The organism is Kribbella sp. NPDC006257, from assembly GCF_040613535.1.
Lineage (GTDB): Bacteria > Actinomycetota > Actinomycetes > Propionibacteriales > Kribbellaceae > Kribbella.
Genome location: NZ_JBEXSJ010000003.1, coordinates 161,123 through 174,583, shown reverse-complemented (window position 1 = coordinate 174,583; position 13,461 = coordinate 161,123). Strand labels below are relative to the sequence as shown.

The following is a 13,461-nucleotide window of genomic DNA, read 5'->3' as shown; positions in this document are numbered from 1 at the left end:
CAAGTGTCCCCGGTGTCACCGACAATTCCTGGATGACGAACTTTCCGCCGCAGTGGGACGACGGCACGAACGCCGACAGCGCCGAGCACCAGATCCATTGGTACGACGACCGAACGGTCATCATCCGGCAGGCCTTGCGGACCAACTTCGAGGGCCCGTTCATCTACCTGCTCCTCGGCACCGAACGCGCGCTGCTCCTCGACACCGGCACCGGCCACACCAACCTCCGCGAGGTCGTCGACGAGTTGCTGGCGGGCCGCGACCTGGAGCTCGTCGTCGCCCACACCCACGGCCACGGCGACCACGTCGGTGGCGACGACCAGTTCGAGAAGGTGGTTGGTAAGTCGGCGGAGGAGGTGGCCGCGTTCTTCGGGATCACGGCGTGGCCCGAGCAGGTGGTCGAGTTCGATCTCGGTGATCGCGTGCTGGACGTCGTACCGATTCCCGGCCATCACCCTTCGCACCTCGCGTTCTACGACCGTACGACGCGGTTGCTGCTGACCGGCGACTCGCTCTACCCAGGCCGGCTCTACGTCTTCGACTGGCCGGCGTACCGGGCGAGCATCGCGCGCCTGGCCGCCTTCGTTGCCGACGGCAAACCGGTCGACCTCGTTCTCGGCACCCACATCGAGATGAGCCGGCAGCCAGGCGTCGACTACGAGTTCGGCTCGGATCGTCATCCCGGCGAACACCCACTGCAACTTCCGCCGGAGGCGCTGACTCAACTGGCCGACGCACTCGCGACAGCCGGTGACATTCCGCAGCGGATCGTCCGCGACGACTTCATCGTCTTCCCGCTCTCGCCGGAGGGTGTACCGCTGTGAGGTGACCAGTGGGTGAGCTGCGACGCGACACAGGTCACATCTCGGGCAGGGTTCGGGCAGACTGAAGGGCAGGTACAGGGAGCTAGTACTGAAGGTCAGGTACAGGGAGCTAGTACTGAGGCCAGGTACCGGGAGGCGCAGTAACCGACAGCGGAGGCGCAGATGGGCGAGGAAGTCGACCGGGTCGAATTCACCCGGGCGGATCGGACCGCGTTCCGCGACCAGGTCCATCGCAATCTGGACGCGTTCGCCCGGATGCTGCGCGAGGCGCGGTTCGATGCCGAGCGGCCGATGACCGGGATCGAGATCGAGCTGAACCTGGTCGACGAGAACTGCGATCCGGCGTTCAAGAACAGCGAGGTGCTGAGCGCGATCGAGGACGACGCGTTCCAGACCGAGCTGGGCCAGTTCAACGTCGAGATCAACGTGCCGCCGGGGCAGATCGACGGTGACGGGCTGGCCACGATGGAGGAGTCCATCCGGGCCAGCCTGAATGCGGCCGAGGAGAAGGCTTCGCGGACCGGCTCGTCGATGGTCGTCGTGGGCATACTGCCGACGCTGCTCACCGAGCACATCCATCGCGAGGCACTCAGCACCAACCCGCGGTACGCGTTGCTCAACGACCAGATCTTCGCCGCCCGCGGCGAGGACGTCCGGATCGAGATCGACGGCATCGAGCGGCTGCAGGTGACCGCGGACAGCATCGTCCCCGAAGCCGCCTGTACGTCGACGCAGTTCCATCTGCAGGTGACGCCCGAGGCCTTCCCGAAGTACTGGAACGCGGCGCAGGCGATCTCCGGGGTGCAGCTCGCGATCGGTGCCAACTCACCCTTCCTGTTCGGCAAGGAGCTGATGCGGGAGACCCGGATCGCCCTGTTCGAGCAGGCGGCCGACACCCGCACGCACGAGCTGAAGACCCAGGGTGTGCGGCCCCGGGTCTGGTTCGGCGAACGCTGGATCACCTCGATCTTCGACCTGTTCGAGGAGAACTCGCGCTACTACCCGGCCCTGTTGCCGGTGACGTCGGACGAGGATCCGATCGCCGTCCTGGATCGTGGCGACACCCCGGCGCTTTCGGAGCTTCGCCTGCACAACGGGACGATCTATCGCTGGAACCGTCCGGTGTACGACGTCGTCCGGGAGAAGCCGCATCTGCGCGTAGAGAATCGTGTGCTGCCGGCCGGTCCGACGGTCGTCGACACGATGGCCAACGGCGCGTTCTACTTCGGCCTGGTTCGTGCACTGGCCGACGACGAGCGGCCGATCTGGTCGCAGATGTCGTTCAGTGCGGCCGAAGAGAACTTCCATGCGGCTGCCAGGCAAGGGATCGACGCAGAGGTGTTCTGGCCCGGCGTCGGCACGGCCCGCGCGACAGAGCTCGTACTGCGGCGCTTGTTGCCGTTGGCTTCTCGCGGACTCGAGTCGTGGGGTGTCGACGCCGCGGTCCGCGATCGCCTGCTGGGCATCATCGAACAGCGCTGCTTGACCCACCGGAATGGGGCTTCCTGGCAGGCCGACGAGTTCCATCGACTGTATACAAAGGGATCCCACGGTCGCCGGGACGCGCTGCGCGGGATGCTCAGCCGCTATCGCGACCACATGCACGAGAACACGCCCGTGCACGAATGGCCGATCGACTGATCCGGCTCGGCGACTGAACCGGTTAGCCCCGCAGACAACGTAAGACAGCAACGACCGGAATGAAATTGCCTTCGGCAACAGGGTTAGAAGCCGGGCGCGGGGGTATGGAGGGGTGAACCGGTCGGGGGACCGCGGGCGGTGTTGCGGGCACAACTGCCGGAGGGTCACGGATGCGACACAGGTGGTGCTTTTCCACAGATGCCGAAGCGGGTTCAGGGCAGTATCGTTCGGAACGGGTCGACCGTGACAGGTGGCGACACCGGAGGTGAGGCAAGTCGATGACGACCATCGTCGTGGGGTATGTCCCGAAGTCCGAAGGGCGCGCGGCGCTCAGACGGGCGGCGGAAGAGGCGAAGCTACGCGACGCCAAGCTGGTGGTGGTGAACTCGCACCGGGGCGGACGCAGCTTCGACAGCGACGAGGCCGCGGCGAGTGACGCCGCGTTGACGGAGGTACGGGAGCAGCTCGACTCGACCGGTGTGCCCTACGAGGTGCGGCAACTGGTGCGTGGACTCGACCCGGCGGAGGACCTGGTGGCCGTCGCCGAGCAAGTCCACGCGGAGTTCATCGTGATCGGGCTACGGCGCCGGTCCCCGGTCGGCAAGCTCATCCTCGGCAGCAACGCCCAACGGGTGCTGCTCGACGCTCCGTGTCCGGTGCTGGCCGTCAAGGCCGAGCCTGAGTTGTCTGATGGGGAGGAGGACTGAGGTGACTTCGACACGCAGCAAGAAGCTGTGCCTCGCGCAGCAGCCCGACGCCGACGAGATGCTGAGCAGGGACCCTTTCGCGTTGCTGGTCGGGATGCTGCTGGATCAGCAGATCCCGATGGAGCGGGCCTTCGCCGGGCCGGTCGCGATCGCCCAGCGGATGGACGGCCCGTTCGACCCGTCCACGGTCGCCGCCTACGACCCGGACGGCTTCGTCGAGGTGGTGGCCGGCCCGCCCGCGGTGCACCGGTTCCCGACCGCGATGGCGGCCCGGATCCAGACGCTGGCCAAACACCTGGACGAGGAGTACGGCGGTAACGCCTCGGCCGTCTGGTCCGATGTGAAGTCCGGCGACGACCTGCTCGCCAGGCTGTCCGCGCTGCCGGGCTTCGGCGCGCAGAAGGCGAAGATCTTCGTCGCGCTGCTCGGCAAACAGCTGAAGGTGCGGCCGCGGGGCTGGCGGGAGGCGTCCGAACCGTACGGCGAGGACGGCGCCTACAAGTCCGTCGCGGACGTGATCGACGTGGCCTCCCTGGTGAAGGTGCGTCAGTTCAAGATGGAGCAGAAGGTCGAGAAGCGTGTGGTGGCGCGACCGATGCGGCAGACCCGGAACAGTTGAGCGCTGGAGTACGAGGCCGGAACCGGCGGCGCAAGGCGTCGGTTCGGTAACGGATCCGTTGCGTGCAGGCGGTTTCGCAGCGTAACGGCGCGCCATCACGGGGGGTCGTGGAACGGCTGGGCTTGGCTCGCGGATTACAATGGAGTGTTGCTGCCGCCTGACCAGCGAGCCGCCACCAAATCATGGCATGACAACGCTGTATTGATCTACCAGTAACCCTGCAGACTGCACATCGTCAGACGAGAGGTAATTCGTGTCGTCCAGCTCGTCCGAGAACCTTCCCGCCGAGTCCGGCCGGGCCGTGGCCGCCACCGCCCGCAGTACGGCTCCGAGGACCAGCGCCCGAGTGGCCGATCCCGCCGCTAAGAAGGCCCCCGTGAAGAAGGCTGCTGTACCGAACGCGGCCGAGAAGGCTGCTGCCAAGGAGGACGGTATTCCCGCGAAGAAGGCCGCCGCCAAGAAGGCGCCGGCGAAGAAGGCCGTGTCCGAGGCGGGTCTGGCTGTCGACCCGAAGACCGGTAAGCCGCGTGCGCTCGACGAGGTCGACGAGTCGGACTTCTCCCCGGAGGCTGTGAAGCCGCTGGAGAAGGAGCTCAGCGAGAGCGAAGGCTTCGTCGTCTCCGAGGCTGACGAGACCGACGAGCCCGAGCAGCAGGTGATGGTCGCCGGTGCCACCGCGGACCCGGTGAAGGACTACCTGAAGCAGATCGGCAAGGTCCCGCTGCTGAACGCCGAGCAGGAGGTCGAGCTCGCGAAGCGGATCGAGGCCGGCCTGTTCGCCGAGGAGCAGATCGGCGACGAGGCGACCAAGCTGAAGGACAAGGTCAAGGACGAGTACGAGTGGATCTCGGAGGACGGCCGCCGGGCGAAGAACCACCTGCTCGAGGCCAACCTGCGACTGGTCGTCTCGCTGGCCAAGCGCTACACCGGCCGCGGCATGCTGTTCCTGGACCTGATCCAGGAGGGCAACCTCGGTCTGATCCGTGCGGTCGAGAAGTTCGACTACACCAAGGGCTACAAGTTCTCCACCTACGCGACCTGGTGGATCCGGCAGGCCATCACCCGCGCGATGGCCGACCAGGCCCGCACCATCCGGATTCCGGTGCACATGGTCGAGGTCATCAACAAGCTGGCCCGGGTGCAGCGCCAGATGCTCCAGGACCTCGGCCGCGAACCTACTCCGGAAGAGCTCGCCAAGGAGCTCGACATGACCCCGGAGAAGGTCATCGAGGTGCAGAAGTACGGCCGCGAGCCGATCTCCCTGCACACTCCGCTCGGCGAGGACGGCGATTCGGAGTTCGGTGACCTGATCGAGGACTCCGAGGCGATCGTGCCGGCCGAGGCCGTCTCGTTCACCTTGCTCCAGGAGCAGCTGCACGCCGTACTGGACACGCTGTCCGAGCGGGAGGCCGGCGTCGTCTCGATGCGCTTCGGGCTGACCGACGGCCAGCCGAAGACGCTGGACGAGATCGGCAAGGTCTACGGCGTGACCCGCGAGCGGATCCGCCAGATCGAGTCCAAGACGATGTCGAAGCTGCGGCACCCGTCGCGCTCGCAGGTGCTGCGGGACTACCTCGACTGATGACACTCATGGGCAAGGCATTCGCCGGCGTGTGGACGCTGGCGATGCCTGCCCTCGGGCCAGAGTCTGGTCTGCTGGCCGTCGCCGTTCTCACGGCGGCGGCCGCTGTATTTGCCGTGCTCCTCGTCTCGCACGCCGCGTCGAGCCGCCCGACGGCCGAGCCGCTGCTCGCCCGCGCCACCGCCCTGCGTGAGTCCACCCGCAAGGCCGCCTTCCTCCCGCTCCGCGATCCCGACGCCGCCGGCCGGCCGCGTCCCCGAGCACCGGGAAGGTAACGCCCACCCAGCGTTGCCCTTTCCGTTTCTCACTCGTGGAGCTTTGCCATGCCTGCATTCCTCGACGTGCCCGTCAGCGGCGCGTATCACCTCGTCCACTGGATCTCTCAGACCTTCGCACCCCTCACCGGCCCGTACTCCGCGGCGCTGGCCATCGTGCTCTGCACGGTCGCCGTCCGTCTCGCCCTCCTCCCACTCAGCGTCCGCGCAGCCAAAGGCACCAAATCCCGTACTGCGTTGATGCCGCAGCTCAAGGAGTTGTCCGACAAGCACAAGAACAACCCTGAACGGCTGCAGCAGGAGATGGCCAAGTTGCAGGCGGAGTCCGGCTCCCTGTTCGCCGGATGCCTGCCGATGCTTGCCCAGTTGCCCTTCTTCTGGGTGATGTACCGCTTGTTCTCCACGGCCGTAGTCGCCGGTCATTCGAACCAGTTGCTGACGGGCACCTTGTTCGGCGCACCCCTCGGTCTGCACTGGCCGCTGCTCACCTCGACACCGGCGTACCTCGGCCTCGCAGTACTACTTGCTGTCGTTGCCTACTTCTCGGCACGCTGGCAGCAGCGTCAGGCCGAGAGCCAGCCGACCGGACTGGTCGGCCAGCTGACCAAGGTGCTGCCCTACGGCACGCTCGTCACCGCCGCTTTCATCCCGCTGGCAGCCGGACTCTACTTGCTGACCACAACCACGTGGACAGTCCTGGAACGAGCCATCCTGCAGCGGTAGCGCGCTCAGCTCGCGGGGCCGGTCCAGGTGGTGGGGATCTTTCCGAGGCGGACCCGCTGGGGGTGATCGCCGACGACGATCGACGCGATCTTCTGGCCGGTCCCGAAGCTGATCGACGAGACCCGGTCCGATCCGCTCTCGGAGACGACGCACGCCGACCCGTCACCGGTGACCGTTGCCCAGTACGGCTTGGACACTCCAACCAGTGGGCCTTCCTGCAGGGTGGCGCGGTCAACCACCGTGGCGTAGTCGTCCATCGTGCCCGCGACGCAGAGCTTCTGGCCGTTCGGGCTGATCGAGAGTCCGTGGTGCCGGGAGTCGTTCACCCATTTGGTCCGGTCCTCGGTGGTGTTCGGGTTCTTCGGCAGCGTCTTGCTGCGGGTGATCTTGTCGGTGGCGAGGTCGTACTCGAGCAGCCCGTTGAAGAACGACACCTGGAAGTAGAGCTTGGACTCGTCCGGGGTGAAGACCATCGGGCGCACGGCGTCGGAGAGATCCTTGCGGCCGAAGGCGTCCAGCCGCGGTCGCATGTCGATCTCCTTGACCTGCTGGAAGTTCGTGGTGTCTACGATCGTGATCTTGCGGTCGCCCTTGGTCCAGTCCAGCCACGGCTCGTCCAGCGCGGTGTTGACCTCGCCGATCGAGCTGGTCCACAAGTAGCGGCCGCCGCCGGTGAACGTGTTCTCGTGCGGCTTGTCACCGGTGGGGTAGGAGCCGAGTTGCTGCCCGGTGTGGATGTCCAGCACGTGCACGGTGTTGGAGGTCGAGGCGGAGACGGCCACGCGTTCGCCGTCGGGGGAGACGGCCATGTGGTCGGCGCGGTAACCGGACACGGCGAAGCGCCAGCCGACCTGGCCGGTCGTGAGGCTGACGGAGACGACGTCGGCGAAGCTCGGCCGCGACACCACCACCGAGCCGCCGTCCGGCGTCGTGTACAGGTCGTCGACGAACTGGTCGTGGCCCTCGCCGACCGAGGTGCGGATGCCGAGGAAGTAGCCGAGCCGGATCGGGTCCGCGTAGATCTCGGCGAGCCGCTGGTCCTTGTCCGGGATGAGGTTGATCCGGCCGATCTTGGTCAGGTCCGCGGTGGGCGCGACCACGTCGGCCGTCCCCTCCCAGTTGTTGCCGACCAACAAGACCGGCCGCGTCTGGGCGACCGTCGTACTGGTGGCGGCGTTCGCGGACGGAAGGACGGTGGCGGCCAGGGCGGCGACGGTGAGCCAGAGGGCGGTACGACGAATCGTTGGCATGGCATCAGGTAACCAACCGGTAGCGTTGGGTTGCTAGGTCGCAGCTCCCAACGCGGATGCCTGCGGTTGTGGCTCACCGACAAAGGCCGATCGACAGTGAGGGGTCGCGATGGCCGTCGACCAGCAGGGTCGTGCTGTGTTCAGCGAGATCGTCCGCGCGATGGCTGCCGACGGCGGGGTGATCGAGGCGGTGGTCGCGGCGGCCAGGAACGACTCTCCCGAGGTGGCGAGTCTGCCGATCGCCGAGAACCGCAGGCACATCGCCGTCATCGTCGCGGCGGCCTTGACCGCGTTCGCGGATCGTGAAGGTCCCCGGCACGAGGACTTCGCCGCGGCGGCCCAGCTCGGCGCGGACCGCGCGGCCCAGGGCATCGGACTGACCGAGCTGCTCCGCGGGGTGCACGCCGGCCGCGGTCAGGTGATCGCGATGACGATGGAACGGAGCCGGGCAGCGGGAGTGCCGGCGGATCTCCTGCTGGAGGTGATGCTCGACTTCGAGCGGTACGTCGGTGCGCTGGAGCGCCACGTCGTCAGCGGCTACCACGCCGCCGAGCTGCAGCTGTCCCGTACTGCGCGCGATACGCGCACCCAGCTGCTGCGACGTCTTCTCCTGGAGGAGCTTCCCCGCGAAGAACTCGGGCGGATCGGGCTGGCGGCGAACCGAACCTACTTCTGTCTGGTCTCGGACGTCACCGATCCTGCCCACGCACAAACGGTCGAGCGCCGGATCGCTTACCCGGACGGGGTTTTCGGGCTCGTCGAGGGAAGGCTGACGGGATTGATGCCGCGCCTTCCTGCACCGGAACAAGTCACCTGCGATGAGCTGGTGGTGGTCGCGCCTGCAGTGCCGCTGCAGGAGATCCCAAAGGTGTACTCGACCTGTTGCGCAGCACTCGCCGCGGCAAGCGGACGCCACGGTCTCCACCAGTTGCCGGACCTCGCCGTCGAGACAGCGCTCGCTACCCAGCCGGTCCTCGCAGGCATCCTCGCGCGCGAGCTTCTCGGCGTACTCGATCCGGCTGACCGCTATCACCGCCAACTGGTCAGCACCGCGCTGGCTTATCTCACAACGGGGAGAAGGCTCGATCAGACGGCTGTGGCACTGCATCTGCACGCCAACACGGTTCGTTATCGACTGAGCCGGCTGACGGCGATGACCGGCTGGTCGCCGGACCAGCCTCGGCCCGGTCACCTGATCGCACTCCAGCCCGCCCGCGACTGGTGGGCACTGACAACCTGGCTCAGTTCTTCGTAGCCAGGCTTGGGACCGTTCTGATACCGTCTTTATTAAAGGCGGTTATCAAATCAGGGCGGATCGATGGACAGCTCAGTAGGAGGTGCCGCGCAGGCGGAACGATCGGCGAATCAAGTCACCTGTCTGAGCTTCCTGAGCGGTACGGACGATGCCGAGACGGTCGGCGCGATCAGCGCGGGCACCGGGCTGTCGCGGCCGACGGTGCACGCAGTCCTGGATGACCTCCTCGATGCAGGCGTCGTTGTGGCGACCGATCCGGTGGTCGGGGGACTGGGGCGACCTGCTCGCGCCTTCCGGTTCGCGCGCGAGGCAGGGCTGGTGGCTGGAGTGGATCTCGGTCCGCGTGGAGCGCGTGCCGTCGTTTGCGACCTGTCCGGCCGGCGGCTCGGCTACGTCGAGTTGATGGGGGAGCAGCGTCCCGATATCGCGCTGATCGAGCGTGCGGTGCACGCGGTGGTCGAGGAGGCCTCGGTCGAGTTCGGCCGGTTGCGGGCGATCGGGATCGGCCTGGCCGGGGTGGTCGAGGCCGATGGTCGGCTGCGCGCCAGCCTGGCGTTGCCCGACCTGGTCGGTGTGCCGGTCGGGTCGGAAGTGGCTGAGCGGCTGGGGCATTCTGTTGCCGTTGACAACGACATCAAGCTCGCGGCGCTGGCCGAGCAGCGGGGCGGCGCCGGGCGCGGGTACGACGATGTCGTCTATCTGCAGATCGGTTCCCGGCTGTCGATGTCGATCGTGCTGAACGGTGTCATCCGGCAAGGACGGCATCGGCTCGCGGGTGAACTCGGCGCCCAGCGGGGAATGCGCTGGACCCGGAACGCCCGGCGCGGACAGCTGGTCTGGACATCGCAGCCGACCGGGGAAGCCGTCCTGAAAGCCGCGGCTGCTGGCGACCCGGACGCGAAGGCGGAGATCGAGGACTTCTGCGCGCAGATCGCCGCGCGGATCGCGACCGTGCTGCTGACCGTCGATCCGGAGGTCCTGGTCGTTCGCGGTGGACCGGCCGCGGACAGCGACGTACTGATTCGCTCGCTGGAAGCGGCGGTCGACAAGGAGCTGCTCTTCCCCGAACGCCCGCCGTTCGTCGCCTCGGCCCTGGGGCGCGAAGCCGTCGTACTCGGTGCGGTCGGCAACGCGTTCGACAAGTTCAGTCCGGACATTTACGGCGTCCACGGCTTTCCAAGTCCGTGGACATGGATCACTAACGACGTCGAGAGGACCAGCAGTGAAACTGGGAGTTAGTACGTACTGCTTCCGCAAGCTGATGGCGAGCGGTGAGATGGACCTGATCGCCGTCCTGGACTGGGTCGCCGCATCGCCGGCCGGGCACATCGAGATCGCCGCCGTGGACGGTGACTACTACCTGGAGCACGAGGAGGTCGTCCGCAAGGCGGCCGTGCATGCAACCGACGTCGGCGTACCGATCGTGAACTATTTGGTCGGTGGCGATCTGCGGACCGCGGATGGCGAGGAGATCGACAAGCTGCGCCGGCAGCTGGATGTCGCGCACCGGTTCGGAGCGGGGATCTTCCGGCACGACGTCGCGCCATGGGCGTGGCGCGAGCAGGACCAGGCCGAGTTCGAGTCGACGTTCGGGCAGGTCGTGATCGGCTGCCAGGCGGTCGCGGACCACGCGGCGGAGCTGGGCATCGTGTCGACGATCGAGAATCACGGCTTCTTCATGAACGGCAGCGAGCGGTTGACCCGGCTCGTGCACGCGGTGGACCGGCCGAACTTCCGGGTCACGCTCGACCTCGGCAACGGGCTGTGTGTCGGCGAGGTGCCGGGCAGGACGGCGGCAGGGTTGATCGATCTCGCGGCCTCCGTCGGCGTGAAGGACTTCCACATCCGGCGTACGGCGCCGGGCGACGGCTGGCTGAAGACGCTGGCCGGTGACTACCTGCTCGGCACCATCTCCGGCCATGGCGATTTGGATCTGCCGGGCCTGCTGGCGTTGGTCGGTACGAAGCCGGACCTGCCGGTCAGCCTGGAGTTCGAAGGCCTGGAGGCGGTTCCGCAGGCCATCGAGCGCTCACTCACGAACATTCTCGGATTGGTGGGAGCCTGATATGACGACACGGATCGCAGTGATCGGGGTCGGCGTGATCGCCGGCGAGCACCTGAAGGCGTACCAGCGGAACCCGTCGGCCGAGCTGGTCGCCGTGTGCGATCTGGACCGGGATCGGGCGAAGGCGCGCGCCGACGAGTTCGGCGTACCGAAGGCCACGGATGTTGTCGAGGAGATCCTGTCGGATCCGGAGGTCGATGCGGTGAGCATCTGCGTGCCGAACGTCTTCCACGCCAAGATCGCCGAGGCCGCGCTGCGGGCAGGCAAGGACGTGCTGGTCGAGAAGCCGATGGCGGTCAGCGTCGCGGAGGCCGAGGCGCTGGTGACGGCGACCAAGGAGACCGGCCAGGCGTTGCAGATCGGCTATGTACGACGGTTCGCGCCGAATGCCCTGGTGGTGAAGCGTTTCCTGGACGAGGGCGAGTTCGGTGAGGTCTACGCTGCCCGGGCTTCGATCATCCGGGCGGCCGGGAACCCCGGTGGCTGGTTCGGCGATGTCGAGGTCTCCGGCGGTGGGCCGCTGATCGACCTGGGGGTGCACATCATCGACCTCTGCTGGTACCTCATGGGCCAGCCGGTCGCGGTGTCGGCGGCCGGTGCGACCTTCTCGCCGCTCGGTGCCCGGGACAACATCCAGCACCTGAGCCGGTATCGTGCCGCCTCCGCGACGCGGGTGAACAACGTGGAGGACTACGCGACGGCGCAGATCCGGTTCGCGAACGGGGCCGTGCTCGACGTCGATACGTCGTACTCGCTGCATGCACGGAACTCGACCGCGGTGAAGATCCATGGCGACAAGGGCGGCGCGGAGATCGAGCCCGAGTTGCTGATGATCACCGAGAAGCACGACACGCTGCTGCACATCCAGCCGCAGATCGACTCGCTCGGCTTCGACTTCAAGGTCGGCTTCGCGAACCAGATCGACAACTTCCTGCGGATCTGCCGCCGCGAGATCCCGGCCGACGCCCCCGCCGAACACGGCCTCGAGATGGCCCGCATCCTCACCGCCATCTACCAGTCCGCCAAAACCGGCACCGAGGTCCCCATCACCCGCTGACGCCCCTAGTACGGGCGGCCAGCCGTTCGGGCAGACCGGGTTGTCGGGCGACGTTCGTCGTACGGGCGTCGCCATGATGGCGGGATGGGTGCCGATCGTGATGCCAGGTTGTTCGACCCGAGGCTGCGTGCCGATGTGCCGGGGCCGCACGGGATCCCGGTCGTGAACAACATCCGGTTCTGGTCCCGGCAACTGGACTACTCAAGGACGCGGCTCGCGCAGTACGGCGACCGGCCGGTGGTCGGGGTGACCGGCGGCAACGGTTCGATGGTGGTGGTGCGAGGGAGCGAGGCGGCGCGCCAGGTGCTCACCGACAACACCACCTTCGAGCACCCGAGCAACTCGATGCTCGGGTTGCCGCCGGGCCGGCCGTACTCGACGTTGTTCGACGCGACCGCGACGCTGAACGGCGCGCGGAACGTCCGGTCGCGGAAGTTGCTGATGCCGGTGATGCACCGTTCCGCGCTGAAGGAGTACGACGAGGTCTTCGCGGAGAACTTCGCGCGGTCGCGGTTCGCCCGGCCGGGGGAGCCGTTCGACCTGGTCGCGGAACTGGATCGGCTGACCAACGCGAACATGCTGACCTGCTTGATCGGCTTGGGCCCGCAGGACGCGCCGTTGGGCGAACGAGTGACGCGGCTCCTGCACCTGACGATGGATCCACGCGTCTTCTTGTTCAAGCGGGGCCAGCGTACGCCGTACGGGCGATGGCTGGAGCTTGTCGCTTCGGTGCATCAGGAGTTGTCGGAGCTGATCGACCGGAACCGGGACAAGCCGCCGAAGGTGGATGCGCTGTCCATCTTGTGTCATGCGACCGATGAGGACGGCCGGTTGATGAGTACGGCCGAGATCGTCGGTGAGCTGAACGGGATGCTGGCCTCGGGCTATCTGACGACGTCGGCTTCGATGGGCTGGGCGTTGATCGCGCTGGCCGGGAGTTCATCGGTGCGCGAGGCTGCGCGGGGGAGCGACGAGTATCTCGAGGCGGTGATCAAGGAGACCCAGCGGGTGATTCCGACGGTCCCGATGTCGCTGCCGCGGCGGGTGGTGAGCACCGTGGACATCGGCGGCACCGACGTACCGGCTGGTGCTTTGCTGTTTCTGGCGACGTATCTGGAGCACCACAACGCGGACGTCTTCGACCGCCCGGACGAGTTCCGGCCCGAGCGTTGGGCTGACGCGCGCCCGACTCCGTTCGAGTTCTTCCCGTTCGGAGCCGGCGCACGCCGGTGTCTCGGGGCAGCGTTCGCAGACCTGCAGATGCGCACGACGCTTCGCCAGATTCTGCAGACCGGCGTACCGGAGCTACTCACCGCCCGGCTGAAACATCACATGGTCGGAGGAGTTGTCGCCGCTCCCAAGGGACCGCTCCTGATCCGGATCGCTCCAGGCGCCGCCGCCCGCGACTCCTCCGACGTACTGACGCGGTTCTGGAACTCGCTGGCCGTGTCCTCGTGACCCTG

13 protein-coding genes are annotated in these 13,461 nt (G+C 67.1%); 12 read left to right on the top strand and 1 reads right to left on the bottom strand.

What is annotated here, in order from left to right; genetic code table 11:
* The first annotated feature begins 32 nt into the window (after window positions 1-32).
* The 7 genes from ABZ004_RS05120 to ABZ004_RS05090 all read left to right on the top strand — a co-directional run bounded on the left by ABZ004_RS05120 (window position 33) and on the right by ABZ004_RS05090 (window position 6,371).
* Window positions 33-824, top strand: a complete 792-nt coding sequence (locus ABZ004_RS05120) for an MBL fold metallo-hydrolase (protein ID WP_355678481.1) — start codon at window positions 33-35, stop codon at window positions 822-824.
* A gap of 162 nt (window positions 825-986) precedes the next feature.
* A complete protein-coding gene (locus tag ABZ004_RS05115; RefSeq protein WP_355678480.1) occupies window positions 987-2,465 on the top strand; it encodes a glutamate--cysteine ligase in 1,479 nt (492 codons plus the stop codon).
* Between the two features lie 278 nt (window positions 2,466-2,743).
* A complete protein-coding gene (locus ABZ004_RS05110; RefSeq protein WP_112247498.1) occupies window positions 2,744-3,172 on the top strand; it encodes a universal stress protein in 429 nt (142 codons plus the stop codon).
* A 1-nt stretch (window position 3,173) separates the two neighbouring features.
* Window positions 3,174-3,791 carry an HhH-GPD-type base excision DNA repair protein gene (locus ABZ004_RS05105; protein ID WP_355678479.1) on the top strand — a complete coding sequence of 206 codons (618 nt, stop codon included), beginning with the start codon at window positions 3,174-3,176 and terminating at the stop codon, window positions 3,789-3,791.
* Window positions 3,792-4,044: 253 nt separating this feature from the next.
* The gene (locus ABZ004_RS05100; protein ID WP_355678478.1) at window positions 4,045-5,373 is read left to right on the top strand and encodes an RNA polymerase sigma factor; all 1,329 of its coding nucleotides are present in this window, start codon (window positions 4,045-4,047) and stop codon (window positions 5,371-5,373) included.
* On the top strand, window positions 5,373-5,648 hold the full coding sequence (locus tag ABZ004_RS05095; protein ID WP_355678477.1) for a DUF6412 domain-containing protein: 276 nt from the start codon (window positions 5,373-5,375) through the stop codon (window positions 5,646-5,648). The genes ABZ004_RS05100 and ABZ004_RS05095 overlap by 1 nt, the downstream gene beginning before the upstream one ends.
* A gap of 48 nt (window positions 5,649-5,696) precedes the next feature.
* Window positions 5,697-6,371: a YidC/Oxa1 family membrane protein insertase gene (locus ABZ004_RS05090; protein WP_355678476.1), complete on the top strand. Its 675-nt coding sequence runs from the start codon at window positions 5,697-5,699 to the stop codon at window positions 6,369-6,371.
* Window positions 6,372-6,376: 5 nt separating this feature from the next.
* Here the strand turns inward: ABZ004_RS05090 and ABZ004_RS05085 are convergent, their stop codons facing one another.
* Window positions 6,377-7,621 (bottom strand): YncE family protein, encoded by a 1,245-nt coding sequence (locus ABZ004_RS05085; protein WP_355678475.1) that lies wholly within the window; start codon window positions 7,619-7,621, stop codon window positions 6,377-6,379.
* A gap of 109 nt (window positions 7,622-7,730) precedes the next feature.
* On the opposite strand from ABZ004_RS05085, the gene ABZ004_RS05080 reads away from it, so the two are divergent.
* The 5 genes from ABZ004_RS05080 to ABZ004_RS05060 all read left to right on the top strand — a co-directional run bounded on the left by ABZ004_RS05080 (window position 7,731) and on the right by ABZ004_RS05060 (window position 13,456).
* Window positions 7,731-8,876: a helix-turn-helix domain-containing protein gene (locus ABZ004_RS05080; RefSeq protein ID WP_355678474.1), complete on the top strand. Its 1,146-nt coding sequence runs from the start codon at window positions 7,731-7,733 to the stop codon at window positions 8,874-8,876.
* A 63-nt stretch (window positions 8,877-8,939) separates the two neighbouring features.
* Window positions 8,940-10,115 (top strand): ROK family protein, encoded by a 1,176-nt coding sequence (locus ABZ004_RS05075; RefSeq protein WP_355678473.1) that lies wholly within the window; start codon window positions 8,940-8,942, stop codon window positions 10,113-10,115.
* The gene (locus ABZ004_RS05070; protein WP_355678472.1) at window positions 10,099-10,941 is read left to right on the top strand and encodes a TIM barrel protein; all 843 of its coding nucleotides are present in this window, start codon (window positions 10,099-10,101) and stop codon (window positions 10,939-10,941) included. Before ABZ004_RS05075 ends, ABZ004_RS05070 begins: the two co-directional genes overlap by 17 nt.
* A gap of 1 nt (window position 10,942) precedes the next feature.
* Entirely contained in the window at window positions 10,943-11,998 is a 1,056-nt protein-coding gene (locus ABZ004_RS05065) for a Gfo/Idh/MocA family oxidoreductase (protein WP_355678471.1), read from the top strand.
* Between the two features lie 84 nt (window positions 11,999-12,082).
* Complete coding sequence (locus ABZ004_RS05060; protein ID WP_355678470.1) at window positions 12,083-13,456, top strand: cytochrome P450; 1,374 nt, start codon at window positions 12,083-12,085, stop codon at window positions 13,454-13,456.
* Window positions 13,457-13,461 lie beyond the last annotated feature (5 nt).

What these genes read in the sequence shown, in the direction of transcription:
- ABZ004_RS05120 (WP_355678481.1), top strand. Translation starts at nt 33, where the DNA reads ATGACGAACTTTCCGCCGCAGTGGGACGACGGCACGAACGCCGACAGC.
- ABZ004_RS05115 (WP_355678480.1), top strand. Translation starts at nt 987, where the DNA reads ATGGGCGAGGAAGTCGACCGGGTCGAATTCACCCGGGCGGATCGGACC.
- ABZ004_RS05110 (WP_112247498.1), top strand. Translation starts at nt 2,744, where the DNA reads ATGACGACCATCGTCGTGGGGTATGTCCCGAAGTCCGAAGGGCGCGCG.
- ABZ004_RS05095 (WP_355678477.1), top strand. Translation starts at nt 5,373, where the DNA reads ATGACACTCATGGGCAAGGCATTCGCCGGCGTGTGGACGCTGGCGATG.
- ABZ004_RS05090 (WP_355678476.1), top strand. Translation starts at nt 5,697, where the DNA reads ATGCCTGCATTCCTCGACGTGCCCGTCAGCGGCGCGTATCACCTCGTC.
- ABZ004_RS05085 (WP_355678475.1), bottom strand. Translation starts at nt 7,621, where the DNA reads ATGCCAACGATTCGTCGTACCGCCCTCTGGCTCACCGTCGCCGCCCTG.
- ABZ004_RS05080 (WP_355678474.1), top strand. Translation starts at nt 7,731, where the DNA reads ATGGCCGTCGACCAGCAGGGTCGTGCTGTGTTCAGCGAGATCGTCCGC.
- ABZ004_RS05075 (WP_355678473.1), top strand. Translation starts at nt 8,940, where the DNA reads ATGGACAGCTCAGTAGGAGGTGCCGCGCAGGCGGAACGATCGGCGAAT.
- ABZ004_RS05065 (WP_355678471.1), top strand. Translation starts at nt 10,943, where the DNA reads ATGACGACACGGATCGCAGTGATCGGGGTCGGCGTGATCGCCGGCGAG.
- ABZ004_RS05060 (WP_355678470.1), top strand. Translation starts at nt 12,083, where the DNA reads ATGGGTGCCGATCGTGATGCCAGGTTGTTCGACCCGAGGCTGCGTGCC.